This window comes from Streptomyces sp. NPDC047982 (assembly GCF_043204165.1).
Lineage (GTDB): Bacteria > Actinomycetota > Actinomycetes > Streptomycetales > Streptomycetaceae > Streptomyces.
This window is the reverse complement of the sequence record NZ_JBIDBS010000003.1, coordinates 253,136-279,928: the sequence shown is the minus strand read 5'-3', so window position 1 is coordinate 279,928 and position 26,793 is coordinate 253,136. Positions and strand designations below refer to the sequence as shown.

General features: G+C 71.7%; 23 protein-coding genes and 3 pseudogenes. 13 read left to right on the top strand and 13 right to left on the bottom strand.

Annotated features, from left to right (window positions below; all coding sequences use genetic code 11):
- Positions 1-4 precede the first annotated feature (4 nt).
- From ACGF2V_RS04910 to ACGF2V_RS04900, 3 genes are read left to right on the top strand one after another with little or no spacing between them, the layout of a single operon-like run.
- Positions 5-406, top strand: a complete 402-nt coding sequence (locus ACGF2V_RS04910) for a metalloregulator ArsR/SmtB family transcription factor (protein WP_362705547.1) — start codon at positions 5-7, stop codon at positions 404-406.
- A 20-nt stretch (positions 407-426) separates the two neighbouring features.
- A complete protein-coding gene (gene arsB, locus ACGF2V_RS04905) occupies positions 427-1,515 on the top strand; it encodes an ACR3 family arsenite efflux transporter (protein WP_362705550.1) in 1,089 nt (362 codons plus the stop codon).
- Positions 1,508-1,972, top strand: a complete 465-nt coding sequence (locus ACGF2V_RS04900; RefSeq protein WP_362617609.1) for an arsenate reductase ArsC — start codon at positions 1,508-1,510, stop codon at positions 1,970-1,972. Before arsB ends, ACGF2V_RS04900 begins: the two co-directional genes overlap by 8 nt.
- 90 nt (positions 1,973-2,062) lie before the next feature.
- Here ACGF2V_RS04900 and ACGF2V_RS04895 read toward each other — a convergent pair whose 3' ends face one another.
- Positions 2,063-2,995: a hypothetical protein gene (locus tag ACGF2V_RS04895; protein WP_362705553.1), complete on the bottom strand. Its 933-nt coding sequence runs from the start codon at positions 2,993-2,995 to the stop codon at positions 2,063-2,065.
- 8 nt (positions 2,996-3,003) lie between these two features.
- Positions 3,004-3,108: pseudogene (locus tag ACGF2V_RS04890) on the bottom strand (Na+/H+ antiporter subunit G); the annotation flags it as partial.
- 385 nt (positions 3,109-3,493) lie between these two features.
- Between ACGF2V_RS04890 and ACGF2V_RS04885 the strand changes: the two are divergent.
- From ACGF2V_RS04885 to ACGF2V_RS04865, 5 genes are all read left to right on the top strand, one after another.
- Positions 3,494-6,469 carry a nitrate- and nitrite sensing domain-containing protein gene (locus tag ACGF2V_RS04885; RefSeq protein ID WP_362617615.1) on the top strand — a complete coding sequence of 992 codons (2,976 nt, stop codon included), beginning with the start codon at positions 3,494-3,496 and terminating at the stop codon, positions 6,467-6,469.
- Entirely contained in the window at positions 6,466-6,903 is a 438-nt protein-coding gene (locus tag ACGF2V_RS04880) for a roadblock/LC7 domain-containing protein (RefSeq protein WP_362617618.1), read from the top strand. Before ACGF2V_RS04885 ends, ACGF2V_RS04880 begins: the two co-directional genes overlap by 4 nt.
- The gene (locus tag ACGF2V_RS04875; RefSeq protein ID WP_389045155.1) at positions 6,900-7,304 is read left to right on the top strand and encodes a DUF742 domain-containing protein; all 405 of its coding nucleotides are present in this window, start codon (positions 6,900-6,902) and stop codon (positions 7,302-7,304) included. Before ACGF2V_RS04880 ends, ACGF2V_RS04875 begins: the two co-directional genes overlap by 4 nt.
- 6 nt (positions 7,305-7,310) lie before the next feature.
- Positions 7,311-7,880, top strand: coding sequence for an ATP/GTP-binding protein (locus ACGF2V_RS04870; RefSeq protein WP_362705555.1), 570 nt, complete (start codon positions 7,311-7,313; stop codon positions 7,878-7,880).
- Positions 7,881-7,992: 112 nt separating this feature from the next.
- Positions 7,993-9,126, top strand: coding sequence for an FAD-dependent monooxygenase (locus tag ACGF2V_RS04865; protein WP_362705557.1), 1,134 nt, complete (start codon positions 7,993-7,995; stop codon positions 9,124-9,126).
- Positions 9,127-9,359: 233 nt separating this feature from the next.
- On the opposite strand, the gene ACGF2V_RS04860 is transcribed toward ACGF2V_RS04865, so the two are convergent.
- Positions 9,360-9,761, bottom strand: coding sequence for a RidA family protein (locus ACGF2V_RS04860; RefSeq protein WP_362617627.1), 402 nt, complete (start codon positions 9,759-9,761; stop codon positions 9,360-9,362).
- Positions 9,758-10,906: an acyl-CoA dehydrogenase family protein gene (locus ACGF2V_RS04855; protein WP_362705559.1), complete on the bottom strand. Its 1,149-nt coding sequence runs from the start codon at positions 10,904-10,906 to the stop codon at positions 9,758-9,760. Before ACGF2V_RS04855 ends, ACGF2V_RS04860 begins: the two co-directional genes overlap by 4 nt.
- A gap of 221 nt (positions 10,907-11,127) precedes the next feature.
- On the opposite strand from ACGF2V_RS04855, the gene ACGF2V_RS04850 reads away from it, so the two are divergent.
- Genes ACGF2V_RS04850 through ACGF2V_RS04840 form a run of 3 tightly spaced genes read left to right on the top strand, consistent with a single transcriptional unit; the run spans position 11,128 to position 14,140 of the window.
- Positions 11,128-12,768 carry an AMP-binding protein gene (locus ACGF2V_RS04850; RefSeq protein WP_362705562.1) on the top strand — a complete coding sequence of 547 codons (1,641 nt, stop codon included), beginning with the start codon at positions 11,128-11,130 and terminating at the stop codon, positions 12,766-12,768.
- 47 nt (positions 12,769-12,815) lie between these two features.
- A complete protein-coding gene (locus ACGF2V_RS04845) occupies positions 12,816-13,655 on the top strand; it encodes a GNAT family N-acetyltransferase (protein WP_362705565.1) in 840 nt (279 codons plus the stop codon).
- The gene (locus ACGF2V_RS04840) at positions 13,652-14,140 is read left to right on the top strand and encodes a hypothetical protein (RefSeq protein WP_362705568.1); all 489 of its coding nucleotides are present in this window, start codon (positions 13,652-13,654) and stop codon (positions 14,138-14,140) included. Before ACGF2V_RS04845 ends, ACGF2V_RS04840 begins: the two co-directional genes overlap by 4 nt.
- On the opposite strand, the gene ACGF2V_RS04835 is transcribed toward ACGF2V_RS04840, so the two are convergent.
- Together ACGF2V_RS04835 and ACGF2V_RS04830 are read right to left on the bottom strand one after the other, a co-directional pair.
- Positions 14,127-16,496, bottom strand: coding sequence for a bifunctional salicylyl-CoA 5-hydroxylase/oxidoreductase (locus tag ACGF2V_RS04835; RefSeq protein WP_362618037.1), 2,370 nt, complete (start codon positions 16,494-16,496; stop codon positions 14,127-14,129). The two genes, ACGF2V_RS04840 and ACGF2V_RS04835, sit on opposite strands and share 14 nt — an antisense overlap.
- Before the next feature lie 49 nt (positions 16,497-16,545).
- Entirely contained in the window at positions 16,546-17,373 is an 828-nt protein-coding gene (locus ACGF2V_RS04830) for an enoyl-CoA hydratase family protein (protein ID WP_362617639.1), read from the bottom strand.
- Positions 17,374-17,601: 228 nt separating this feature from the next.
- On the opposite strand from ACGF2V_RS04830, the gene ACGF2V_RS04825 reads away from it, so the two are divergent.
- Complete coding sequence (locus ACGF2V_RS04825) at positions 17,602-18,036, top strand: ATP-binding protein (protein WP_362617642.1); 435 nt, start codon at positions 17,602-17,604, stop codon at positions 18,034-18,036.
- A gap of 42 nt (positions 18,037-18,078) precedes the next feature.
- Here the strand turns inward: ACGF2V_RS04825 and ACGF2V_RS04820 are convergent, their stop codons facing one another.
- From ACGF2V_RS04820 to ACGF2V_RS04805, 4 genes and pseudogenes are all read right to left on the bottom strand, one after another.
- Positions 18,079-19,545 (bottom strand): amino acid permease, encoded by a 1,467-nt coding sequence (locus ACGF2V_RS04820; RefSeq protein ID WP_362705571.1) that lies wholly within the window; start codon positions 19,543-19,545, stop codon positions 18,079-18,081.
- Between the two features lie 335 nt (positions 19,546-19,880).
- A complete protein-coding gene (argF, locus tag ACGF2V_RS04815) occupies positions 19,881-20,918 on the bottom strand; it encodes an ornithine carbamoyltransferase (protein WP_362617649.1) in 1,038 nt (345 codons plus the stop codon).
- A gap of 150 nt (positions 20,919-21,068) precedes the next feature.
- Positions 21,069-22,304 carry an arginine deiminase gene (locus ACGF2V_RS04810; RefSeq protein WP_362705574.1) on the bottom strand — a complete coding sequence of 412 codons (1,236 nt, stop codon included), beginning with the start codon at positions 22,302-22,304 and terminating at the stop codon, positions 21,069-21,071.
- 138 nt (positions 22,305-22,442) lie between these two features.
- Positions 22,443-24,770: pseudogene (locus ACGF2V_RS04805) on the bottom strand (polynucleotide kinase-phosphatase); the annotation flags it as partial.
- A 256-nt stretch (positions 24,771-25,026) separates the two neighbouring features.
- On the opposite strand from ACGF2V_RS04805, the pseudogene ACGF2V_RS04800 reads away from it, so the two are divergent.
- A pseudogene (locus ACGF2V_RS04800) lies at positions 25,027-25,368 on the top strand (IS701 family transposase); the annotation flags it as partial.
- A 102-nt stretch (positions 25,369-25,470) separates the two neighbouring features.
- Here the strand turns inward: ACGF2V_RS04800 and ACGF2V_RS04795 are convergent.
- The 3 genes from ACGF2V_RS04795 to ACGF2V_RS04785 are packed head-to-tail and all read right to left on the bottom strand — an operon-like array spanning position 25,471 to position 26,729.
- Positions 25,471-25,938 carry an ATP-binding protein gene (locus ACGF2V_RS04795; RefSeq protein WP_362705576.1) on the bottom strand — a complete coding sequence of 156 codons (468 nt, stop codon included), beginning with the start codon at positions 25,936-25,938 and terminating at the stop codon, positions 25,471-25,473.
- Positions 25,939-25,977: 39 nt separating this feature from the next.
- Entirely contained in the window at positions 25,978-26,163 is a 186-nt protein-coding gene (locus ACGF2V_RS04790; protein ID WP_362705579.1) for a hypothetical protein, read from the bottom strand.
- Entirely contained in the window at positions 26,160-26,729 is a 570-nt protein-coding gene (locus ACGF2V_RS04785) for a GNAT family N-acetyltransferase (RefSeq protein ID WP_362705582.1), read from the bottom strand. The genes ACGF2V_RS04790 and ACGF2V_RS04785 overlap by 4 nt, the downstream gene beginning before the upstream one ends.
- Positions 26,730-26,793: the final 64 nt, after the last annotated feature.

The window sequence follows — 26,793 nt, the reverse complement described above, 5'->3', positions numbered from 1 at the left end:
AAGCATGTCGAAACAAGAACGCGTGGCGCTCGGCCGGGACGGCGCCGAGGGATGCTGCCCCACCCTGCTGACCACCCCACTGGACGAGGACCGGGCCGAGACGCTGGCGAAGGTGTTCAAGGCGCTCGGTGACCCGGTGCGGCTGCGGCTGCTGTCGCTGATCGCCTCCCGCGCGGGAGGCGAGGTCTGCGTCTGCGACCTCACCCCGGCCTTCGACCTGTCGCAGCCGACGATCTCCCACCACCTCAAGCTGCTGAAGCAGGCCGGGCTCATCGACTCCGAACGACGCGGCACCTGGGTGTACTACCGACTGCTGCCCGAGATGACCGACCGCATCGCCCGGATCCTCACCCGCCCCGCCGGGCAGTCTCTTCCCGAAAACGCCCCTGCCGGGGCCGCCTCGTGAGCGGCGAGGGGACCTCTGCCATGCCGGTGGCCCGGCGGCTGTCGTTCCTCGACCGCTACCTCGCCGTGTGGATCCTCGCCGCGATGGCCGTCGGTCTGGGGCTGGGCCGCGTCGTTCCCGGCCTCGGCGACGTGCTCGCCGGAGCCACCGTCGCCGGCGTCTCCCTGCCCATCGCACTCGGCCTGCTGGTGATGATGTATCCGGTGCTCGCGAAGGTCCGCTACGACCGTCTCGACACCGTCACCCGCGACCGGCGCCTGCTCGTCCCGTCGCTGGTCCTGAACTGGCTCGTCGGTCCGGCGCTGATGTTCGCCCTGGCCTGGGTGTTCCTGCCGGACCTGCCCGAGTACCGCACCGGGCTGATCATCGTCGGCCTGGCCCGCTGCATCGCCATGGTCATCATCTGGAACGACCTCGCCTGCGGCGACCGCGAGGCGGCCGCCGTCCTGGTCGCCCTCAACTCGGTGTTCCAGGTCGTCGCCTTCGGCCTGCTCGGCTGGTTCTACCTGACCGTGCTGCCGGGATGGCTCGGCCTGGAGCAGACCGCGCTCGACGTCTCCGCCCAGGAGATCGCCCGCTCCGTGCTCGTCTTCCTCGGCATCCCACTCGCCGCCGGGTTCCTGACCCGTCGCCTGGGCGAGAAGGCCCGGGGCCGTATCTGGTACGAGACCAAGCTCGTCCCGCGCATCGGCCCGTTCGCCCTGTACGGGCTGCTGTTCACGATCGTCGTCCTGTTCGCCCTCCAGGGCGAGGCCGTCACCTCCCGGCCGCTCGACGTCGCCCGGATCGCCCTGCCGCTCCTGGTGTACTTCGCCGTGATGTGGGCCGGGTCCATGGCCGTCGGCCGCGCGGTCGGACTGGACTACCCGAAGGCCACCACGCTGGCGTTCACCGCGGCGGGCAACAACTTCGAACTGGCCATCGCGGTCGCCGTCGCCACCTTCGGCGCCGCCTCCGGCCAGGCGCTCGCCGGAGTCGTCGGCCCCCTCATCGAGGTCCCTGTCCTGATCGGTCTGGTCCACGTCGCCCTGGCCGCCCGCCGTTACTTCCCCCCGCCCTGCCCCGCCGCCGAACCGGCGACGTCCCCCGAAGGTTCCGCCCGTGTCTGAGAGCCCGAAGCCGTCGGTCCTGTTCGTCTGCGTCCACAACGCCGGCCGCTCCCAGATGGCCGCCGCCTTCCTCACCCACCTCGCGGGCGACGCCGTTCAGGTCCGCTCCGCCGGATCCGCTCCGGCCGACGCCGTCAACCCGGCCGTGGTCGAGGCGCTGGCGGAAGTCGGCATCGACATCGCCGCCGAGACCCCGAAAGTGCTGACCGTGGAAGCCGTACAGGCGTCCGACGTCGTGATCACCATGGGGTGCGGCGACACCTGCCCCGTCTTCCCCGGCAAGAAGTACCTCGACTGGAGACTGGAGGATCCCGCCGGGCAAGGCGTCGAAGCGGTCCGTCCCATCCGGGACGAGATCGAGCAGCGCATCCGCGATCTGCTCGCCGGCCTCCTGCCCGAGCACGCCCGACCCCGACCCCGGCCGCCTGCCGTGGCCGTGCGTCGCTCGCATCCGTGACCAGGAGCGGGACTCCTCTCCGCGGGGACCCGCGCGATCCCTGCGGGGAGGCGGTGCGGCGCGGTGGCACGGACGTACGTCGGCAGCGGTTCAGTGCCCGATCTCGCGGGCGAGGTCCAGGCCGAGAACGCGGTCGAGATGGGCGAAGGTCTCGAACTTGGCGCCGGGCCGCACATCGCCCCGGGCCGCCGCGTCGACCAGCAAATCCAGGACGGCGTGGACACCGAGGTCCTCGGCGAGCGCCTCGTGCGACCGGCGCAGCAGTTCGGCGGGGATCGGCGCGGACGGTTCGCCTGCCCAGTCGGCCACCTGTCGGCGCCACTCGCGCAGCGTGTGCCGGGCGGCGGCCAGGGCCTCGCCGGTGACGCTCACCGGTGAAGCGTAGGGGTGCCCGAGCAGCAGCAGGCGCAGGGCGAGCGGATCGGCCGCGTCCGACCCGGCCGTGGCGACCGCGTCGGGCATGGCGACCAGGTCGGGCGCGGCCGGCGTGACGGGGGTGTCGACCGCGTCGGGCACGGCAGGTGCGGCGGCCTCGGCTCCGGCGCGGTCCGGGCGGTCCGGGGTGTGGGGACGGCCGGGCGGAGTGTCCTCGCCGGACGGGAGAGTGGTGACCGGACCCGCCTCGATCCGGACCCCGCTCGTGGCATCGGCCGGGCCGCCGCCCCGGGCGGTCACGTGGACGTCGGCGGGGCCGCCGAGCGCGGCGTCCGGGTGACGGGCTCCCACGACGACGGGCGGGTGGATGCCCAGCACGGCCATGACACGGTCGAGCGCCCGGAGCCGGTCCTCGGCCGGATGCGGGGTGGTGGTGAGGACCGTGACGACCTGCAGGCCCTGGAGCTCCGCGACGCGCGCGAGCACGTCGCCGACCAGCATCACGCGCAGATGGACCGGCCGGATGCCGGTGCCGTCGGCCGTCCCCGCGTCGAGGCCGGGCAGGTGGACGTGGCTGCGCAGCAGTCGGCGCGGCGCGGCGGGTACGTCCACGAGGCGGCCGGTGCGGGTGTCGGTGACGCGCAGCATGGTCGGTTCTCCTCGGTCAGTTGCTCGTCGAGTGCGTCGAAGAGCAGCTCGCTGTGGTCGATCTGGCCGGTGCGGTAGGCCGCCCGCGCCACCAGGCGCCCCGCGCCCGCCCCGGCCGGAGGGGGAAAACAGAACGATGCATCAAGGACAAAAGCCACTCAATACAGATATATCTCCGACCGCATCTCACCCCCACGGCACGCCGCGCCCGCCCCGGCGCCCCGCGTCCACCACGGCCGGGCGCGGACGCCCGGGCGTCCGCACGGGCAGCGCGGCCCGCTAGCCGAAACGGCACGGAACGGGCGCTTCCGGACCTTGTGGTGACACCGTGTGTGATCAGTAATGCACCTGTGAGACCACTTTCTTTTCATTTTTTGCAGTGTGACTACTATCTGTCTGTCGAAGTTCTCAACGGATTTGACCAGTCCCGAGGCTGGCACCATCCTCTAGGAGTACGCCCTGCGCACGCGCGTCTCACGGCGGACCAAATCGACCACCATGTCGCTGCGGACAGCCCTTCTCGTACTGGCCATCGTTCCGGGAGTCGCACTGGCCGCCCTCTGGGCCGTCACCAGTGGCCAGACCCTGCTGGATTTTCAGCGGCAGGCGGACCAGGGCCGGTTGGCCGAGAAGGCGGGTCAGCCGTCCAACATCGTGTACTACAACCTCCAGGAAGAACGGCGGCTCAGCGCCGACGTACTGGACGGCCGCAAGGGCGCCGAGGAGGAGCTGAGGCGGCAGCGCGAGCTGACCGACGACGCCGCCGAGAGCTTCCAGGCACTCTCCGACGTGGCGGCCGACGACGCCCCCGCCGAGGTCCGTGACGCCGTTCGCACGGCACGCGCCGCGCTCGGCCAACTGCCCGCCCAGCGCGCTCTCGTCGACGACGGCGGCGCCGGGCAGCAGAAGGCCGTGTACGAGTACTACTCGGACCTGATCGCGGTGGATCTCGAGCTCTTCGCGGCACTCAGCCACGTCGACAACGGCCGGATCACCACGATCTCCCAGCCGCTCGTCGACCTCTTCTGGACCAAGGAGATGATCTCCCGCTCGGAGGCCCTGCTGGCGCGCGGCTGGTCCAAGGGGGAGCTCAGCAACGAGGACCTCGCCCAGGTGCGGGAGGTCGTCACGGGCCAGCCGCTCCTGTACTCCACCCACGTCGTGCCCTACCTGTCGAAGGACGAGAGGGCCGCGTGGGAGGAGCTGACCCACAGCCGGGCCTGGAAGACCAAGACGCGCGTGGAGAACCAGGTACTGCGCCCCATGGAGGCCGACGACTCCGGCTTCGTCGCCCTCGACGCCGAAGAGAAGACCTGGCGCGGCGCGATGGACGAGGTGAACGAGCAGCTCGTCGACCTGCTGGAGAAGCGCACCGCCTCCGTGGTCGACGAGGGCAAGAGCGGTGTGCTGTCCCTGCTGTTCAAGATGGTGCTGACCACGGTGATCGGGCTGCTCGCCGTCATCGCGGTCATCTGGACCACCTGGCGCCTGACCCGTAACCTCCGCCGCCGGATCGGCGGCCTCCAGGAACGGGCCGAGGAGCTGGAGAAGGCGCTGCCCGACGTGGTCGAGCGGCTGGCCGGCGGCGAACGCATCGACGTCGAGGCCGAGGCCCGCGCCATCGAGCAGGACGCCAAGAGCGGCGAGGGCGACGAACTGGCCCGACTCGGTCACGCCCTCAACCTGGCGCGCACCAGCGCGCTGACGGCGGCCGTCCAGCAGGCCGACCAGCACCGCGGGTTCGAGAAGCTGCTCCAGCGCATCGCCCGCCGCACCCAGCAGTTGATCGGCCAGCAGCTGAGGAAGCTGGACGACCTGGAGCGCAAGCACGAGGACCCCGAGATCCTGGAGGGTCTCTTCGACCTCGACCACCTCACCGCACGTCTGCGCCGGTACGAGGAGAACCTCGTGATCCTCGCGGGCGGCACGCCGCACCGGCGCTGGCGCAAGCCGGTTGCGCTGCTGGACGTGATGCGTTCCGCACAGGGCGAGGTGCAGGACTACCGGCGTGTGATGCTGGACCTGGACGACAGTCCCTGGCTCTCGGAACGGGCCGTCGGCCCGGTCACGCACGTGCTGGCCGAGCTCATCGAGAACGCGCTCACCTTCTCCCGGCCGCCGAGCCCGGTCGAGGTCCGCGCGGCCAAGGTGAGCCGCGGTCTGGCCATCGAGGTCGAGGACCGGGGCCTGGGGATGGACGAGGAGCAGTTGGCCGCGGCCAACGAGCTGATGGTCCGGCCGCCCCGGATGGACGTGCTGGCCCACTCCGACGACATCCGGCTCGGCCTGTACGTGATCGCACGGCTCGCGAGCCAGCACGGGCTGCGGGTGGAGTTCCGCTCCTCGGCGTACGGCGGCACCCGCGTGGTCCTGCTCGTCCCCGACGAACTCACCGTCCCCGCACCGAACTCCGGCCCGGTCGGCGTGCCGTCCCCGGCCGCCGCACCGGCACCGGCACCCGCGTCCGCTCCGGCACCGGCGTCGGCGTCGGAGACGGCCGCCGGGGATCCGCTGCCCACCCGCGTCCAGGGCCGGGCCCTGGCCGATGTCACCGCGCTCAACGCGGCGGGCGCCCCTTACGCCCAGCAGCCGCACCGGACCACCGAACAGCCCGGGCAGCCGTACCAAGCCACCGAGCAGCCCGGGCAGCCGTCCGGAACCGCGTACCCGGGAGGTGTTCAGGAACCCCCCTACGCGGCGACGGAGAACGAACAGCCGTACCCGGCCCCGAAGAACGCCGATCCCGCACCGCACGACCCGGTGCCGCAGGAGCGGTACGGTGCGCCCGCGCCCACCGGCGACACGTACACCGCCGCGCCCGCCGGGCCGTTCGCCCCGCCCCCGTCCCCGTACGGCACGGACGAACAGCCCTACATGACAGCCGCCGGGCAGTACCCGGTGGACCCGCCGCCGTCGTACCCCGCCCCCGCAGGGGCGTACCAGCGACCGGAACAGCCGTACCCCGCCCCGTACTCCGCCGGCGCCGAGTCCGGTCACCCGCCTCTCGCCGGGCCCGCAGGTCTCACGGGCCCCGCGGACGCCTTCGGCCTCCCGGTCCCCGGCACCCGCCGGCCCGGGCCGGGTGACAACCGCCCGGCACGGCTGCCGGTGTCCGAGCCGGATCATCCGGCACCGCCGGACCCGGACGCCGTCCGGGCGGAGAACGGCTCCGGCCGGCCCGCGCTGCCCGCCGGGGGCGCCCTGCCCGCGCCCGGTACGGAACCGCCGCTGCCGCGCCGCGTCCGGCAGGCCAGCCTGGTGGACGAGCTGCGGGTCGGCCCGGCCCCCCGCAACACCGTGCCCCGACCGCCGGGCCCGGACGAGAACCCGCAGGCGCGACCGGCCCCGCGCCGGGCCGGAGCGGCCATCGGTGCCTTCCAGCGCCGGTCGCGCGCGGCCCGCGCGACCGCGGAGACGACACCGCGCCCCGCGCCGCCCGCCACACCGCACACCACGAGAGAAGATCGGTCATGACACGCACAACCGCCACACACCAGGACCTCGACTGGCTGCTCGACGGCCTGGTGGACTCGGTGGCCGAAACCCGCAACGCCGTCCTGCTCTCCGACGACGGTCTCGTGGTGAGCCACTCGCGCACCATCGAGCGCGCCGACGCCGAGCGGCTGGCCGCCATCTGCACCGGTCAGCAGAGCCTGGCCCGCGGCGTCGGCCAGCTCTTCGACGGCGGCGGCGTCCACCAGGTGATCGTGGAACTCGCGGACCTGTGGCTGTTCATCATCTCGGCCGCGCAGGGCACCCACCTGGCCGTGATCGCCTCCCAGGAGGTGGACGCCGAGATCATGTCCCTCGCCATGCACAACCTCGTCCAGCAGGTCGGCCAGAAGCTCTCCACCCCGGCCCGCAGCGAGTTCGACGCCTTCGGTACCGGGGACGGGCAGCGCGCGTGACCCCGTACTGGGATGAGGACACCGGGGAGGACGGGGCGGGCACGATGGTGCGCCCGTACACCATCACCCGGGGCCGGACCGCTCCCGAGCGCGACGACTTCAGCCTCATCACCGTGCTGACGACCGCGCAGGACCCCAGGGACGAGAACGGCGCGCCGATCCTGCCGGGGCGGCTCCAGCCGGAGCACCGGCTGATCCTGGAGCGCTGCCGCCGGCCGTCCGCGGTCGCCGAGGTCGCGTCCGACCTCGGCCTCCCGGTGTCGGTGACCAAGATCCTGCTGGCCGACCTCGTCGCCCAGGGCCTGCTGACGGCCCGCGCGCCGCTCTCGGTGGCGCGGGCGGCCGGCGGCGCCGACATGGGCCTGCTGGCCGCCGTTCGTGACGGACTCCGGAGACTTTGAACCAACATGACAATCAGTCAGGCGGCACCCGCCGCCGTCAAGATCCTCATCGCCGGAGGTTTCGGCGTCGGCAAGACCACCATGGTCGGCGCCGTCAGCGAGGTCACCCCGCTGAGCACGGAGGAGTATCTGACCCAGGCCAGCGTCGGCGTCGACGACCTGGCCGGCGTCGGCCAGAAGGACACCACCACCGTGGCCCTGGACTTCGGCCGGATCACGGTCAGCCCCGAGCTGGTGGTCTACCTCTTCGGCACTCCCGGCCAGGAGCGCTTCTGGTTCATGTGGAACGACCTGGTCAACGGGGCGCTGGGTGGTGTGGTGATCGCCGACACCCGCAGGCTGGGGACGAGTTTCGCCTCGATCGACTTCTACGAGAGCCGGAACATCCCGTTCGTCGTGGCGATCAACTGCTTCCACGGCCACAACACCCGTACACCGGAAGAGATCAGGGCCGCGCTCGACCTCGATCCGCAGGTACCGCTGCTGATCGGCGACGTCCGCGAGCGGCCGTTCTCCCGCGACGTGCTGCTGGCGCTGGTGGACCATCTGATGAGTCTGCCCACGACGGTCGGCTGACGCCCCGCACGGCCCTCTCCCCCTCGTTCCGCCCCCGCCTTCCCTCTTTCTCCCCCTTTCCCGTCCCTCTTCCCCTTCGTTTCGCCCTTCCCCCGTTCTGGAGAGTTCCGAGATGGCATCACCCCTGCGTGTCCTGATTCATGGCGGCGGTATCGGCGGGCTCGCTCTCGCCACGGCACTGGGCCGACGCGGCCACACCGTCGAGGTCGCCGAACTCCGCGACGAACTGGACGCGCTGGGCGTCGGCATCATCCAGCCGTCCAACGCCCTGCACGTGATGCGCGAGATCGGGGTCCTCGGCGACTGCCTCCAGGCGGGCTTCGAGTGGGAGGTCCTGACCATCGTCGACCCGACGGGCAGGACGCTCGCCGAGATACCGCAGCCGAGGATGGACGGCGCCCCCTCCAACAACGGCATCCCGCGCCCCGCCCTGGCACGGGTGCTGAACGCCGCCGCGGTCGCCGCGGGCGCCACGGTCCGCTTCGGCACCACCATCACCGAACTGACCGACGACGGCACCGGCGTGGACGTCACCCTCTCCGACGGCTCCACCGGTCGCTGGGACCTGGTCGTCGGCTTCGACGGAATCGGTTCGCCGCTGCGCACCCGGCTGTACGGGGACCGTTACGTGCCCGAGTACACCGGCTTCGCCAACTGGCGGGTGACGGTGCCCAGGCAGCCCGGGGTCCGGGGTGTGGTGATGGGCACCGCCGGCGAGGACACCAAGGCTCTGCTGACCCCGATCACCGACGAACTCATGTATCTGGCCGCGGTGTTCGCGGAGTCCGAGGACTTCCGTCCGGACCCGGAGCGGGCCCACGAGCAGCTCGCGCAGCGGCTGACGATGTTCTCCGGTCCGGTCGCCGAGGCGCTCGCCACGGTCACCGACCCGGCCGCGGTGGTGTACTCGCGCATCTCCCAGGTGACGGTCGAGGAGCCGTGGCACGTCGGCCGGGTGGTGCTGGCCGGCGACGCCGCGCACGCCTCCACCCCGCACCTCGCGCAGGGTGCGGCGATGGCCGTCGAGGACGCGCTGGTGCTCGCGCAGTCGCTGGACACCGAGGACGACGTGGCCGCCGCCCTCGACGCGTGGGAGGCCCGCCGCCGCCCCCGGGCCATGTGGGTGCAGGCCATGTCGCGTGCCGTGCTCAAGCAGGAGACCGGCCGGGAGACCACGCCCGAGGAGGACGAGCTGCTGAAGATCGGCATACCGGGCGCGGCCCACGCGCTGGTGAAGCCCTACTGACCGGCGCCCGCCTCCCGCACCTGTTCCGGGCCTGCGCCACCGCCCCTTCCCGGGCGAGGGCGGAGGCCGCAAGGGTTGGACGGGGTCGGGCGTGCATGCGGGCGGGCAGGCGTGCGGGGCCGGTGGTCCCCGTACGCCCGCCCCGACCCGGCGCGTTCGCGGCCCGACCGGCGCGTTCACGCCGGCTCAGGACGTCCACACCGGCTCAGCGCGTTCGGGGCCCGGCCGAGGGCTCAGGGCAGGACCGCCACCCCGTCGAGCTCGACGAGCGCCTGCTCGTCCCAGAGTCTCGCCACCCCGATGACCGCCATCGCCGGGTAGTCACGGCCCGCCAACCGGCGCCATATCCGGCCCAGTTCACCGGCCCGGGCCCGGTAATCGGCCACGTCGGTGGCGTACACCGTGACCCGGGCCAGGTCCGCCGGTGCGCCGCCCGCCGCCCGCAGGGCGGTGAGCAGGTTGGCGAGCGCCGTCGCGAACTGCTCGGGCAGTGTGGTGCCGACGACCTTGCCGTCCACGTCGAGCGCGGTCTGTCCTGCCAGGAACACCAGTTGACCGCCGACGGCGGTCGTGGCATGCGAGAACCCCGCCGGGGGCGAGAGTTCGGCGGGGTTGATCCGGTGCACCGGACTCATGCGGACGCCTCCTTGTTCGCGTACAGCTCCCGGGCGATGACGGTGCGCTGGACCTCGCTGGCGCCCTCGTAGATCCGTGGCGCGCGGACCTCCCGGTAGAGGTGTTCGAGGAGGTGGCCGCGGCGCAGGGCGCGGGCGCCGTGCAGTTGGACGGCGATGTCGACGACGTACTGCGCGGTCTCGGTGGCGTACAGCTTCGCCATGGCCGCCCGGCGCGGCACGCCCGGCTCGCCCGCGTCGTACGCGGCGGCGGCCGCGTACACCAGGAGCCGCGCGGCCTCGGTGCGGGTGGCCATCTCGGCGACCTGGTGGGAGACGGCCTGGAGATCCTTCAACGGGCCTTTGAACGCGATGCGTTCGGCGGTGTGGGCGAGCGTGGCGTCCAGAGCGGCACGGGCCATGCCCACGGCGAACGCGCCCACGCTGGGACGGAACAGGTTGAGGGTGTCCATGGCGACCCGGAAGCCCCGGTCCGGTTCGCCGAGCACGTCCTCGACGGTGACGGGGACACCGTCGAAGCACAGGGTCCCGATGGGGTGCGGGGAGAGCATGTCCAGTGCGGTGCCGGTGAGCCCGGGGCGGTCGGCGGGGACGAGGAACGCGGTGACGCCCCGCGATCCGGCGCCCCGGGTCGTGCGGGCGAAGACGGTGTAGAAGTCGGCCTCCGGGGCGTTGGAGATCCAGCACTTCTCACCGGTCAGCCGCCAGCCGCGGCCCGGAACGGAGCCGGTGCCGGAGTCGGGTTCGGCGTGCAGGGTGAGGGCCGCCGCGTCGGAGCCGGCACCCGGTTCGCTGAGCGCGAAGGCGGCCACGGCCCGCCCCGCCCGCACCTCGGGCAGCCAGCGCGCGCGCTGGGCGGATGTGCCGGCCCGCAGCACCGGGTGGGTGCCGAGACCCTGGAGGGCCAGCGCGGTCTCCGCCTCGGTGCAGCCGCGGGCCAGGGACTCACGGAGCAGGCAGAGGTCGAGGGCACCGGAGTCGAGCATCCGGTCGAGCAGACCCGACTCGCCGAGTGCGGCGATCAGGGGCCGGTTGACATGGCCCGGTTCGCCCTTCTCGGCGAGGGGGCGCAGTCGCTGTTCGGCGAGGGCTCTCAACTCCTCGCACCACGAGGTCTGTCCCGGATCGAGCGAGAATGCCGTCATCACGGCGTCTCTCCTGTCGCGTCTCGTCTGAGTCGTCCTTCTCGTTCTGTCGTCTTCCCCGTTCTTCCGTCCCCGGCCCACCGGACCTCTCGGTACGTCATGTTCCGTACCCGGCCCGCACGCCGGCCCTTCGACGGTTTCGCGCCCATTCCTCTATCGCGGACCGTTGACTACCGTCACCCGAACGATACGCTCCAGAGGCGACAAGGGGGCGATCCTTCATGGACCCGAAGACCTCAGCGCACCTCGACACCTTCGCCCGGGAACACCTTCCTCCCCCGGACCAGTGGCCGGACCTGCTCTTCGATCTCCCCGAACTGCGCTATCCCGCTCGCCTCAACTGCGCGGCGGAACTCCTGGACCGGACCGTCGACCGGCTCGGCCCGGACCGCCCCGCCTTCCGTACCCCCGACGGCGGGGTGTGGAGCTACGGGGAACTGCGGGAGCGGGTGGACCGGATCGCCCACGTCCTGACCTCCGTTCTGGGGGTCGTCCCCGGCAACCGGGTACTGCTGCGCGGCCCCAGCACCCCTCATCTGGCCGCCTGTTGGCTCGCGGTGCTGAAGGCGGGCGCCATCGCCGTCACGGTCCTGGACCGGCAGCGGGCGGCCGAACTCGCCACCATCTGCTCGATCGCCCGGGTGAGCCACGCCCTGTGCGACGTCCGGGCGGTCGACGACCTGGTGCGGGCGGAGGTACCCGGGCTGCGGATCACGGCGTACGGGGGCGGCGCACCGGACGATCTCCTCCGCCTGACCGGAAGCGGCGGCGGAGCCGGAAGCGGGGTCGGAACGGGCCCGTACACCCCGGTGGACACGGCGGCGGACGACGTCGCGCTGATCGCGTTCACCTCGGGCACGACCGGGCGGCCCAAGGGCTGCATGCACTTCCACCGGGACGTGCTCGCCGTCGCGGACACGTTCTCGCGCCATGTGCTGCGCCCCACGCCCGACGACGTGTTCGCGGGAAGTCCGCCGCTCGGCTTCACCTTCGGGCTCGGCGGGCTGGTGATATTCCCGCTCCGGGCCGGTGCCAGTGCGCTGCTGCTGGAACAGTCCGGACCGGACCGGCTGCTGCCCGCACTCGCCGCCCACCGTGTCTCGGTGCTGTTCACCGCGCCGACCGCCTACCGTCTGATGCTCGATCACGTGGACGCGCACGATCTGAGCGCGCTGCGGCGCTGTGTCTCCGCCGGGGAGAACCTTCCGGCCGCCACCTGGCGGGCCTGGTACGAGCGGACGGGACTGCGCATCATCAACGGCATCGGCGCCACCGAGCTGCTGCACATCTTCCTCTCGGCCGCCGACGACGCGATCCGCCCCGGCACCACCGGGGTCCCCGTGCCCGGCTGGCAGGCCCGGGTGCTGGACCGCGAGGGGCGTCCGGTGCCGGACGGGGAACCCGGTCTCCTCGCGGTGCGCGGTCCCATCGGCTGCCGCTACCTCGCCGACGAACGCCAGCGGGAATACGTGGCGCACGGCTGGAACATCACCGGCGACACCTACGTGCGGGACGCGGACGGCTACTTCCGCTACGTCGCCCGCGCGGACGACATGATCGTCTCCTCCGGCTACAACATCGCGGGCCCCGAGGTCGAGGACGTCCTCCTGCGCCACCCCTCGGTCGCGGAGGCGGCGGTGGTGGGCAGGGCGGACGAGCTGCGCGGCCGGATCGTGGTGGCGTACGTGGTCCTGCGTGCGGGCGCGCAGTCGTCGGCCGAGGAGTTGCGCACGTACGTGAAGGGCGAGCTGTCCCCGTACAAGTGCCCGCGCGTCGTCGAGTTCCTGCCCGTCCTCCCCCGCACGGCGACCGGGAAACTGCAACGCTTCCGCCTGCGCGACGAGCGCCCCGGAGGGGCCTGACCGCAAATGCGGATGCCGCGTACCCGTCGCTCCCGGCAGGATGAGGCATGACCTGGACCTTCACCCGTGACGTCGAGGTGTTCCTCGACGCGGCCGGGGCCTCGCTGACCGCCCGGCCCGCCGAGAACACCCTGGTTCTGACCGTCACCGCCGCCCTGCGGCTGGGCGGCCCCCATGCCTACGGTGACGCCGATCCGCTGCTGGGGTGGTGGCGCGGCGCGGACGGCGAGGTCGCGGGGACGCTGGTGGAGACTGCGCCGTATCCGCCGTTGCTCGGCCTCGTCGCCCCGGAGGCGGTCGGTCCGCTGGCCGCCGCGCTGCCCGGGACGGGCGCCGTCCCGACGGCGGTCAACGCGGACCGGGCCACCGCCGAGGCCCTGGCCACCGCCCTCTGGCCCGGTCACCGGGTCGTCCAGGAGCAGCGGCTCCACCGTCTGGGGACACTGACGCCGCCCGTCCCCGCGCCATCGGGCCGGGCCAGGACCGCCACGCCCGCCGACCGGGAGCTGCTGGTGCGCTGGCACCACGCGTTCGGCGAGAGCACCGGCCAGTCCGTCGCCCATGCCGAGCGGCTGGTGGACGAGCGGACGGCGTCCGGCGGGCTGGTCCTCTGGGAGGACGGCGGCGTCCCGGTGTCGATGGCCGGTGTCTCACCACGCATCGCCGGCGTGGTGCGGGTCGCCCCGGTCTATACGCCGCCCGAGCACCGCCGCCGCGGGTACGCGGCCGCGGTCACGGCGGAGGCGAGCCGGGCGGCGCGGAAGGCCGGCGCGGCGCAGGTGCTCCTCTTCACCGATCTCGCGAATCCGACGAGCAACGGCGTGTACCGCCGCATCGGCTACCGGCCGGTCTCGGACCGCCTGCTGCTCGGCGCGGCGGAACGATGAGCGGGCGCCCCGGGCCCCGGCCCCTCGAATCCGCCGAGCCCCCGTCGCCCGAACCCGTCGGACTCCTGAAACCCCGGTGGCTGGTCGCGGCGACCGTGGTGCGGTGGCGGCGGTACGGGCCCCTGGGCCGGGAGTTGCGGCCCGGGACGAAGACGTACCGGGGCGGGGCCAGGGTGTACGTCGTCGCCTCCTACCCGGGGGCGGGGAACCAACAGCTGACGGCGGTGGGGCACGCCCGGAACACCGGTCGCTGGATCACCATCGACATGGGGACCCGTCATCTGCACACCTTCCGGGCCCGGTCGGTGTACGCACCGGCGGTACTGCGCAGATGCTCGGAGCAGGTCGACCTCACAAGGGAGGAGGCCGAGGAGCTGGCCGCCCGGCTGGAGCAAGTGGCGCGGGAGGAGCGGCACGCCCACCACGGGGCGCCGCACCCCGATCCGTGCCTCTGCCACGAGTGTCTGCCCGTCACCCCAGGGTGAGCCGGGGTTTCGGGGCGTCGGTGCGGCCGGTCGGCGGGGTGCGGCTGCCCGCGCGGTACGGGAGCGGCCAGGGCGCGCCTGGACCGCCGTAGTCCTGTTCGGCCGCGGCGTGCAGCGTCCAGTGCGGGTCGTAGAGATGCGGGCGGCCCAGGGCGCAGAGGTCGGTCCGGCCCGCGAGCAGGAGGGAGTTGACGTCGTCCCAGGAGGAGATCGCGCCGACCGCGATGACGGGCACGCCCACCGTGTTGCGGATCCGGTCGGCGTACGGGGTCTGGTAGGAGCGGCCGAACTCGGGGCGTTCGTCGGCGACGACCTGCCCGGTCGACACGTCGATGGCGTCGGCCCCGTGGGCGGCGAAGGCGCGGGCGATCTCGACGGCGTCCTCGGCCGTGGTGCCGCCCTCGGCCCAGTCCGTGGCGGAGATGCGGACGGTCATCGGGCGGTCGTCGGGCCATGCGGCGCGGACCGCGTCGAAGACCTCGAGGGGGAAGCGGAGCCGGGCCCGCAACGACCCCCCGTACGTGTCGGTGCGGTGGTTGGTGAGCGGCGAGAGGAAGCCGGACAGCAGATAGCCATGCGCGCAGTGGAGTTCGAGCAGGTCGAAACCGGCGTGGTCGGCGTGCCGGGCCGCCGCCGCGAACTGTTCGCGCACGGCGTCGAGTCCGGCCCGGTCCAGGGCGTGCGGAACCTGGCTGACGCCCGTGTAAGGGACCGGGGAGGCGGCGACCACGGGCCAGTCGCCGTGGTCGAGGGGCTGGTCGATGCCCTCCCACATGAGCTTGGTGGAGCCCTTGCGCCCGGAGTGGCCGAGCTGGACGCCGATGGCGGTGCCGGGTGAGCTCGCGTGGACGAAGTCGGTGATCCGCGCCCAGGCGGCGGCCTGTTCCGCGGTGTAGAGCCCGGCGCAGCCTGGAGTGATGCGGCCTTCGGCGCTCACGCACACCATTTCCGTCATGACGAGCCCGGCCCCGCCGAGCGCGCGGGCGCCCAGGTGGACGAGGTGGAAGTCGCCGGGGACGCCGTCGACGGCCGAGTACATGTCCATCGGCGAGACGACGACACGGTTGCGGAGCGCGAGACCGCGCAGCCGCAGCGGCGTGAACATGGGCGGGGTGCCAAAGGGCGCGGCGAACTCCTCCTCGACGGCAGCGGTGAAGGAGGCGTCGCGCATCCGCAGGTTGTCGTGGGTGACGCGGCGGCTGCGGGTGAGGAGGTTGAACGCGAACTGGCGAGGCGGCTGGTCGACGTAGGTGGCCAGCTCCTCGAACCAGCGCAGACTGGCCGCCGCGGCCCGCTGGGTCGACTCGACGACCGGTCGGCGTTCGGCCTCGTACGCGGCCAGCGCGGCGGGCAGGTCGGGGTGTTCCTCGACGCAGGCGGCGAGCGCGAGGGCGTCCTCCACGGCAAGTTTGGTTCCGGAGCCGATCGAGAAGTGGGCGGTGTGGGCGGCGTCGCCGATGAGCACCGTGTTGCCGTGCGACCAGCGGGCGTTGACGACGGTACGGAACGTGAGCCAGCCGGAGTTGTTCGACCGCAGCGGCCGGCCGCCGAGCGTCTCGCGGAAGACGTCGCCGCAGCGTGCGATCGACTCCGTCACGTCCCCGGTGTCGAATCCGGCGGCGCGCCACACCTCCTCGCGCATCTCCACGATGACGGTGGAGGCGCCGGCGGAAAAAGGGTAGCCGTGGAGCTGCATGACACCGTGCGCGGTCTCGGCGATCTCGAAGCGGAACGCGTCGAGGGCGAAGTCCGCGGCGAGCCAGATGTAACGGCAGCGGTGGGTGGTGAGGCGGGGGCCGAACGTGTCGGCATGGGCGGTGCGGGTGAGGCTGTGCACCCCGTCGGCGGCGATCACCAGGTCGTGGGTCGCGGCCAGTTCGGCGGCGGGCGGTGCCTCGGCGCAAAAGCGCAGCCGTACGCCGAGGCGGTCGCAGCGCTCGTGCAGGATCTCCAGCAGTCTGCGTCTGCCCAGCGCCGCGAAGCCGTGGCCGCCGGAGGTCTGGGTCACTCCGCGGTGGACGATGTCGATGGCGTCCCAGCGGACGAACTCGTCCTGGAGGGCGGCGTGGACGACGGGGTCGGCGTGCTCGATGCCGCCGAGGGTCTCGTCGGAGAGGACGACTCCGAAGCCGAAGGTGTCGGCGGGGCTGTTGCGCTCCCAGACCGTGATGTCGCGCTCCGGGTCGAGCCGTTTGAGGAGCGCGGCGGCGTAGAGGCCCCCGGGCCCGCCGCCGATGACCGCGACCCGCTGCACGCCGGTCCGTGGCCCGTCGGCCGGCTCCGCACCGGGAGCCGCCGCGCCGAGGGGCGTCGTGGCGGACACCGTGGCATCGGACGCCATCACTCCGGACGCCATCACTCCGGACACCGTCGCATCGGACACCGTCGCATCGGGGGGCACGGCGCTACCGCCCCCGCCACTTCGGGGGCCGTTTCTCGGTGAAGGCGGCATGGAATTCCGCGTAGTCCTCGCCGTTCATCAGCAGGGCCTGGGTCGCGGCGTCCATCTCCACTGCGGCGGCGAGCGGCATGTCGAGTTCGGCGGTCAGCAGCGCCTTGGTCCGGGCGAGGGCGAGCGCCGGTCCGTCGGCGAGCCGACGGGCCAGTGCCGCCGCCCGCGCGTCCGCGCCGCCCTCCTCGGCCAGCTCGCTGATCAGCCCGATCCGCTCGGCCTCCGGAGCGCGCACCGGTTCGCCGAGCATCAGCAGCCGGGTGGCGTGTCCGAGCCCGACGACGCGGGGGAGCAGGTAGGCGGCGCCCATGTCGCCACCGGAGAGGCCGACCCTGGTGAACAGGAAGGCGAAACGGGCACAGGGGTCGGCGATCCGGAAGTCCGCCGCCAGCGCGAGAACCGCCCCGGCACCGGCGGCCACACCGTGCACGGCGGCGACGACCGGGAAGGGCGCTTCGCGCAGGGCCCGTACCACCTGGCCGGTCATGCGGTTGAAGTCGAGCAGCTCGGCGGTGTCCATGGCGAGCGTGGCGCCGATGATGTCGTCGACGTCGCCGCCGGAGCAGAAGCCTCGCCCCTCCCCCGCGAGCACCAGAGCGCGTACGGCCCGTTCTCGGGAGAGTTCGGCGAGCAGGTCGCGCAGATCGGCGTAGGCGCCGAAGGTGAGCGCGTTGAGTCTCTCGGGGCGGGAGAGGGTGACGGTGGCGACCCCGTCGTCCGTCGTCAGCCGCAGATGACGCCATTCATCCGTTCGGGGGGCGGAGCTGGGAAACGGGCTCATGGAGGGGGCTCCCCTTCAGCCGTCGGGCCGCTGCCTGCACACGAAAGTATCACTCCCATATGACCCCCGTCACGGGAACGTCATAAGCGAGAGCGTGAGAGCGTAGTGCCGAACGTCCCCTTCGTACCGGTCGGCGGACCCTTGTCTGCGTTGTTGCACTTCGTAAGGTTGAAGTTCAGAAGTTATTGACCTCAAGAGAGTCCCCGACTCCGGAACGGAATCGCTGCCGTGCCCCCCGATGCTCCCTTTCCCGCCTCCTGGCGGGTCGCCCTGCCGCACTCGACGGTGGCCGTGCCGGTCGCCCGCGCGCTCATCCGTACGGCACTGGCGGACATCGGGGAGGCGGCCGACTCCGAGACCGCCGAGCTGCTCACCGCGGAACTGGTCGCGAACGCGGTGGAGCACACACGCGGCGACGACCCCATCGAACTGGTGGTGGAGCTCCGTACGACCGGCTGCCAGGTGGAGGTGCACGACCGCGATCCCACACCCCCCGGCGGACTCTCCCGTCCCGCGCCCGACGGCGATCCGGACCCTTGGCAGGAGCACGGCCGGGGCCTGCTGCTCATCCGTACGCTCAGCGCCTCCTGCGGTCATCGCACGACGGAGCAGGGCAAGGCCGTGTGGTTCACGCTGCCGTCCCAGGCGTCGCCCCGGGACTGACCCCGGCGCGACGGCCGCCGCCCCGGAGGACGGCCCCGGGCCCTATCGGGGCTCCGCCGCGGCCAGCCGGGAGCGGCTGCGGCCGTAGCGGGCGTAGATCGTCGCGCCCACCAGCAGGAACACGGCGAACTGCACCCAGGTCGCCCAGCCCGTCCCGTACATGAGGTAGAGGCAGAAGCCGGCGCCCAGCAGCGGGCTCAGCGGATACAGCGGCACCCGGAACGAGCCCCGCACCTCGGGGTTGCGGCGGCGCAGCACGATCACCGCCAGGTTCACCACGACCATGGTGCCGAGGGTGCCGATGGTGGTCAGGTTCACCACCACGTCGAGCGACGAGAAGGCCGCCAGGACGGCGAAGACGAGCGCCACGATCCAGGTGTTGGCGACCGGCGTCGACGTGCGCGGCGAGACCCGTTCGAAGACGCGCGGCATCAGACCGTCGCGGGACATCGACATCAGGATGCGGGTCTGCCCGTACATCACGGCGAGCACGACGGAGGCGATCGCGACGACCGCCCCGAAGGCGATGACCGCGCCGCCGACGGCCGAACCGGTCACCTGGTCCACGACGATCGAGAGCGCGGCGGGCTTGTCGGCGACGTCCTGCGGGCCGAGCGCGCCGATGGCGGCCAGCGCGACGGCGCAGTAGAGCAGGGTCACCAGGCCGATGCAGACCATGATCGCGATCGGAATGTTCCGGCGCGGATTCCTGACCTCCTCGCCCGCGGTGGTGATGGCGTCGAAGCCGATGTAGGAGAAGAACGCCAGCGACGCGCCCGCAGTGATCCCGCCCGCCCCGTGCGCGACGAAGGGCGTGAGGTTCCCGTGCTGGAAGGCCGTGAAGGCAATGGCACAGAACAGGGCCAGGATGCCGATCTTGAGCACGGCCATCGCGGCGGTGGCCCCGGCGCTCTCCCGGACACCACGCACCAGCAGGACGGCGGCCATCATGATCACCATCACGGCCGGGAGATTGATCAGCCCGCCGTCGCCGGGGCCCGCCGAGAAGGCGGCGGGCAGCTGCGCGCCGAACAGGCTGTCCAGGAGTTCGTTGACGTACTGGCTCCAGCCGACGGCGACCGCGGAGACCGAGACCCCGTATTCCAGCAGCAGGCACCAGCCGACGAGGAACGCGACGCGTTCACCGAAGGTCGCGTAGGCGAAGGAGTAGGAGCTGCCGGACACCGGGATCGCGCTACCCAGCTCGGCGAAGGAGAAGGCCGTGAAGACACAGGTGATCGCGGCGAGCACGAAGGAGAGCACGACGGCGGGACCCGCCTCGGCGACGCTGTCGGAGAGGCCGACGAAGATGCCGGTACCGACGACTGCGCCGACGCCGAAGCACACGAGCTGGAAGAGGCCCATGGTGCGCTTGAGGCCGTGCCCCTCCAGGTCGGCGCCGGATTCGGCGATCAGCCGATGGGGGTCCTTGACGCGCGGTCCGGACGGGATCGGGCGGTTCGGCGGACGCAGCGCACTCACGGGCGGATCTCTTCTCTGGTGGAGCATGGGGGGGCGGCGCGCGGGGTCCGTGGGGGACCTCGGTGCCGTGGGGACTTCGCAGCCGCAGGGCTTCGCAGCCGCCGTGGCTTCGGAGTCGGACGAAGGTACGGCGGCCGGACGAAGGTACGGCGGCCGGACGAAGGTACGGCGGTCGGACGAAGGTACGGCGGTCGGACAGAGGTAAGGCGGCCGGATCGGGACGAGGCTGCCGTAGGGGCCGCGGTGCCGGCGGGCGGCACTCACGAAAGCGGGGTCCGGGCGTCCGGGCCCGAACCCCACCAAGAGGCACGATATTAATCACCTCTACGCATGTTCACCCAATCGGGTGCATGATCATGCAGTCAGTTGCCTTCGGTCGCACCCGTGGCGCCGGCCGCCGCGTCCGCCAGGGTGGCCACCAGTACGGCCTTGATCGTGTGCATACGGTTCTCCGCCTCGTCGAAGACGACCGAGTGCGCGGACTCGAAGACCTCGTCGGTGACCTCCAGCTCCGTCAGTCCGTGGGACGCCGCGATCTCCCGCCCGACCTCGGTCCCGAGGTCGTGGAAGGCGGGAAGGCAGTGCAGGAACTTCACGTCCGCGTTGCCGGTGGCCCGCAGGACGTCCATGGTCACGGCGTACGGAGCGAGAGCCCCGATCCGCTCGGCCCAGACCTCCTTGGGCTCCCCCATGGAGACCCAGACGTCGGTGGCGACGAAGTCCGCGCCCCTGACGCCTTCGGCGATGTCCTCGGTGAGCGTGACGGTCGCGCCGCTCGCCCCGGCCAGCCTGCGGGCCTCGCCGACGACCTCGTCGGTCGGCCAGTACGCCTTCGGCGCGACGATCCGTACATCCATGCCCAGCAGGGCCCCGGTGACCAGGTACGAGTTGCCCATGTTGAAGCGGGCGTCGCCGAGGTAGGCGAAGGAGATCCGGTCCAGCGGCTTCTCGCTGTGCTCGGTCATGGTGAGGACATCGGCGAGCATCTGGGTCGGATGCCAGTCGTCGGTGAGCCCGTTGAAGACCGGAACGCCGCCGTGGGCGGCCAGTTCCTCGACGGCCGCCTGGCTGTCGCCGCGGTACTCGATGCCGTCGAACATGCGGCCGAGGACGCGGGCCGTGTCCTTCACCGATTCCTTGTGCCCCATCTGGGAACCCGAGGGATCGAGATACGTCGTGGAGGCCCCCTGGTCCGCGGCCGCCACCTCGAAGGCGCAGCGGGTGCGGGTCGAGGTCTTCTCGAAGATCAGCGCGATGTTCCTGCCGCGCAGCCGCTGCACTTCGGTCCCCGACTTCTTCGCGGCCTTGAGCTCAGCGGCGAGATCGATCAGACCGCGGAACTCCTCGGCCGTGAAGTCCAGCTCCTTGAGGAAGTGGCGGCCTGCGAGGTCTATGGCCATGGGACAGCTCCTGGGTAGGGCGAGGATCGAACGCAGTGACCATGGAAGTCTATACGAAGCATTGCATCGCTATACAGAGCCCCCGGGGGGCCGCGCGAAGAGAGCCGTGGGGACGCTCAACGCTGGTGCCGTGGCCGGGAACGCCCCCGGTCACGACACGGCGTCGCGTTCCACGGGACAGCTCATGCAGCGGGGCCCGCCCCTGCCCCGGCCCAGTTCGCTGCCGCGGATCTCGATGACCTCGATGCCTTCCTTGCGCAGATGGGTGTTGGTGGTGGCGTTGCGCTCGTACGCGACGACGACCCCCGGCTCGACGGCGAGCACGTTGCAGCCGTCGTCCCACTGTTCGCGCTGGGCGGCGTGCACGTCCTGGACAGCCGTGAGCACCCGGATCGAGTCGAGTCCCAGGGCGTGGGCGATCGCCTGGTGCATGTGCTCGGGCGGGTGATCGGTGACCTTCAGGTCCCTCGGTCCTTCGCCCGGTTCGATGGTGTACGAGCGCAGCATGCCCAGACCCGCGTACTTCGTGAACGTGTCGCCGTCGACCATCGTCATCACCGTGTCCAGGTGCATGAACGCCCGGAGCTTGGGCATGTCGAGCGCCACGATCGTACGCGCCGAGCCCGCGTCGAACAGCCCGCGGGCCAGCATCTCGACCGCCTGCGGGGTGGTGCGCTCGCTCATCCCGATGAGCACGGCGCCGTGCCCGATGACCAGGACGTCACCGCCCTCGATGGTGGAGGGGTAGTCGTCCTGCCCCTGCGACCAGTGGTGGAAGGCCCCCGCGTCGGGGCCGGTGAAGAGGGGGTGGTGACGGTAGATCGCCTCGAAGTGGACGGTCTCGCGTTGCCGGGCGGGCCAACGCATCGCGTTGATGGACACCCCGTCGTATATCCAGGCGGAGGTGTCCCGGGTGAAGAGGTGGTTCGGCAGCGGCTCGAGCAGGAAGTCGTCGAGATCCATGACGTGGAAGCGGACGGAGGTCGGCTCGGTGTGCCGTTCCAGGAACTCCCGCTTGGTCATTCCGCCGACGAGCGCCTCGGCCAGTTCGGCGGCGGGCAACTCCTCGAAGGCGGCGCGGAGGTGTTCGGTGGCGAGCGGTCCGTACTCCTTCTCGTCGAACACCCGGTCCAGGACGAGCCGTCTGGCCACCGGGATCTCCAACGACTCGCGCAGCAGATCACCAAAGAGGTGCACCTCGACCCCGCGGTCGCGCAGCACGTCCGCGAAGCCGTCGTGCTCCTGCCGGGCCCGGCGCACCCAGAGCACGTCGTCGAACAGGAGCGCGTCCTTGTTGTCGGGCGTGAGCCGCTTCAGTTCCAGATCCGGACGGTGCAGGATGACGCGGCGCAGCCGCCCGGTCTCGGAGTCGACGTGGAATCCCATGTCTCCATCCTCACCGTGCGAAGCGCCGTTCACCCGGCGAATCGCCAGGCGGGTTTCCCATGTCCGCGGCGACTCGCCGGGGAACGGCGTCCGCGCCCCGTCACGGCTCCACCGCGGGCGGGGCGTGGGAGGCGGGTGTCAGAGACGGGGGTCGACCGGCTCCGACTCCAGGGCCAGCACCGCGAACACCGCTTCGTGCACCCGCCACAGCGGCTCCCCGCCCGCCAGCCGCTCCAGCGCCTCGAGCCCGAGGACGTACTCGCGCTGCGCCAGCGAGCGTTTGTGGCCGAGGAACCGGCCGCGCAGTCGCTCCAGGTTCTCCGGGCGGGTGTACTCGGGTCCGTAGACGATCCGGAGGTACTCCCGGCCGCGCACCTTGAGACCGGGCTGGACGAGCCGTCCCCGGTCGTCCCGCACGAGCGCGGCGAGCGGTTTGACGACCATGCCCTCGCCGCCGCTTCCCGTCAGCTCCAGCCACCAGTCGATCCCGGCGCGCACGGATGCCTCGTCACCCGTGTCGACGACGAGCCGGCGCGTCACCTGGAGCAGCCCGGTCGGGTCGTGCTCGACCAGCCGGTCGATCCGGGCGAGCTGTTCGTCGTGCGGTACCGGAGCCAGCGAACGGCCCTCCACGGCGAGGACCTGGAACGGCGCGAGCCGGACCCCGTCCAGGCCCTTGGTGCTCCAGCAGTACCGGCGGTACGCCTCGGTGAACGCGGCCACGTCCTCGGCCCGTCCGCGTCGGCGCTCCGCGAGAGCGGTCACGTCCACACCGCGCGCCGCCGCTGCCGCGAGAGCCTCGCCCGCCGCGGGAAGGGCGGCCCCCGCCGCGGCGCCGACGGCGGCGTACTGCGAGCGCAGCAGTCCGGACGCCTTGAGGGACCACGGCATCAGCTCGGCGTCGAGCAGCACCCAGTCGGTGTCCCACTCCTCCCAGAGCCCGGCGGCGGTGACGGCGGTGCGCAGCCTGTCGAGGATCGCCTCGGTGAACGCGGCGTCGTCGAAGAACGGGCGTCCGGTACGGGTGTACAGCGCACCGGTCGGACCGGCCGCACCGCCGGGGACACCGGTGGTGTCCCCCACCCCGAAGCGTTCGCGGGCGGTGCCCGCGTCCCGGCAGACCAGGACCACCGCGCGGGAGCCCATGTGCTTCTCCTCGCACACGACCCGGGCGACGCCGTCCGCCCGGTACTGGGCGAACGCCTCGGCCGGGTGCTCCAGAAAGCCGTCCTCGCGCGACGTGGCCGTGGGCGCCATGGGCGGGGGCAGGTAGCCGAGCAGCCGGGGATCGGCGGCGAACCGGCTCATCACTTCGAGCGCCGCCGCGGCATTCTCCTCGCGGACCGCGACGCGCCCCATGCACCGGGTCTCCACGATCCGGTGGCCCTGCACATCGGCGAGGTCCAGCGGCCGGCCCTCCCGGCCTCCGGGCGCCTCGGTGGCCAACGGCCTGGCCGGCTCGTACCAGACCCTCTCTGCCGGTACGTCGACGATCTCTCGCTCCGGCCACCGCAGCGCGGTCATCCTCCCGCCGAAGACCGCGCCGGTGTCCAGGCAGAGGGTGTTGTTGAGCCAGGAGGTGCTGGGCACCGGGGTGTGGCCGTAGACCACGGCTGCACGGCCCCGGTACTCCTCCGCCCACGGGTAGCGCACGGGCAGGCCGAACTCGTCGGTCTCGCCGGTGGTCTCCCCGTACAGCGCGTGCGAGCGGACCCGCCCGGAGTTGCGGCCGTGGTACTTCTCGGGCAGCCCGGCGTGGCAGACGACGAGCGCGCCCCCGTCGAGCACGTAGTGGCTGACGAGCCCGTCGATGAACTCCCGCACCCGTTCACGGAAGGCCGGGTCCTTCTCGTCCTCGCGGTCCAACTGCTCGATGGTCTCGGCGAGTCCATGGGTGTGCTGGACCTTGCGGCCCTTGAGGTACCGGCCGAGCTTGTTCTCGTGGTTGCCCGGTACGCACAGGGCGTTGCCCGTCGACACCATGGACATGACGCGGCGCAGCACGCCGGGGCTGTCCGGGCCCCGGTCCACCAGGTCGCCGACGAAGACGGCCGTGCGCCCGCCGGGGTGCGCGCCGTCGACGTAGCCGAGCTTGCCGAGCAGCTCCTCCAGTTCGGAACTGCAGCCGTGGATGTCGCCGATGATGTCGAAGGGGCCGGTGAGGTGGCGTAGGTCGTTGTAGCGGCGCTCCAGCACCACTTCGGCGTGCTCGACCTCCTCCTCGGTGCGCAGGACGTGCACCTTGCGGAAGCCCTCGCGCTCCAGGCCGCGCAGCGAGCGCCGCAGCTCTCGGCGGTGGCGCTGGATGACATGAGGCGGCATGTCGGCACGGTCCGGGCGGGTCGCGTTGCGCGCGAGGCAGACCTCCTCGGGCAGGTCGAGGACGATCGCGATGGGCAGCACGTCGTGGCTCCGGGCCAGTTGCACCAGCTGCCTGCGCCCCTCGGCCTGGACGTTCGTGGCGTTCCCCGTCAAGTTCTTCTGTTCAGCATCGCTTCAGGCTGGACAAGCGCCGAGAGATGGCTGGAGCACCGCTTGAAGCCGATCGAGAGCCAACTCGCCAGGGGGCGGTGTCTTGGTCGTGGCGGAGTAAGTCCTGGAGCAGCGACCCCGTGTTGCCCCGCAGAGCCCGGCTGTCAGTGCTGACTGGAAGACTGACCGACATGATCGAACCGAATCCGAAAGCGGACCTTCTCCGTTACCTGCAAGACGGGCGTGACGCTCTGTTGTGGAAGCTCGATGGGCTCTCGGAATACGACATCCGACGCACTGGGTGCTGGCCCGCCGCAGTCCCACCGATCCCACCGAGATCGCCTACTACGTCTGCTACGGCCCGGTGGGCACCCGGCTGAGGGACCTGGCCCGGGTGGCGGGAGCCCGCTGGCAGGTCGAGGAATGTTTCCAGGCCGCGAAGAACGAGTGCGGCCTGGACCACTACCAGGTCCGCCGCTACGACGCCTGGTACCGGCACATCACCCTGTCCATGGCCGCACTCGCCGCACTGACCGCCATCCGCGCCCAGGAACTGTCAAAGGGGGCAACGATCTTGGACAAACCCGCCTGATCCCGTTGTCCGTCGCAGAGATACGCCGCCTGATCGGACTCATCCTGCGGCCACAACACCTCACGCCGACGCACCATCTGCACTGGTCATGGTGGAGACGACTCAGCCAGACCCGCGCTCGTCACAGCCACTACAAACGCCGAGGCCAGACCCCATAACTGTGATTGCAGTATTAAGGTCTATCAGCAGGGGTCGGGGGGCGGCGTTGGGATTCACTCGGACGACCACCACGCTGCGCCCGGAGTTGTCGTCAAACGGGACGGTAAAGAAGGTCGGCTCCCAGGGCGGGTCGAGCTTCTCGCTGCAAGTGCTGGCGATCTGGTCGATCGTCTTCTGGGCGTCGACGCCGACGACGCGCTCTGTGCCCGGCTCGGCCTTGTCGTTGATGCCCACCAGGATCGTGCCGCCGTAGGTGTTGACCATCGCTGCGATGGTCTTCACCAGGCCGTAGGAGTACTCTCGCTTGAACTCCAGCGTCAGGCTCTCCACCTGGTCCGACCGCGCGGCGAGGGCACGGATGCGCTCGATCGTCAGATCCGCCGCCGAAGCGGCGAACAAGGAGTTGGTCATCTCTGCATAGTCCACCAACGGCCCCGTCCGCACACCCAATTACCCCAGCGGCAGGGGCTTGCGTTCCTCGGCGAGGTGGTCGAACTGGATGGCCTCGAGGGACGCTTTGGTGATGCGTTCGCTGCCATCCATGATCGCATCGAGTGCTGCCTGGCGGACCAGCCGGGAGAGGCTGTCGATTTTCCCGCCGGCGCGTTCGTGGAGGTATGACAGCGTCGGGCTCAATCGCCTGATCGACTGCCAAGATCCGCGGACAGCGCCGCGTAGATGTACTCGCTGCCCCAGCGATCCCCGTCGAGGTCGTTCTCGACCAGGTGCGCCTCCCGGCGCATCCCGAGGCGCTCACAGACCCGCACAGACCCGGTGTTCTCCACATCCAGCCGTGCGTAGAGCCGGTGCACGCCCAGCGTGTCGAAGGCAAACCCGGCCAGCGCCGCGGCCGCCTCGGTCGCGTAGCCGTGCCCCTGGTGACCTGGGTCGAGAGTCCAGCCGATCTCGGCCTGGGCGGCGCGGGCATCGGCCAGGGTGAGGCTCACCTCTCCAAGGACGCCGGGCTCATCGCGTCGGCAGACAGCGAGCGCCAGCTTGTCCCCGTCGGCGCGCCAGGCCGTCTGCGCCGCGCGCTCGGCGGCAACCTGCTCGCTGCGCTCACGCGTGTGCGCCGGCCGGTACAAGTAGCGCGCCACGCTCGGCAGGCTCTGGTAGGCGTACAGGTCGTCGGCGTCGCCGGGAGTGAACAGACGCAGCGACAACCGGGACGTGGTCAACGGCAGCAGCGAGGCGATGTCCATGCGGACCTCCGGGACGCGGATGTGGATCAAGTTGCGGACTGATTTTCGCATCACGACTGCCCGA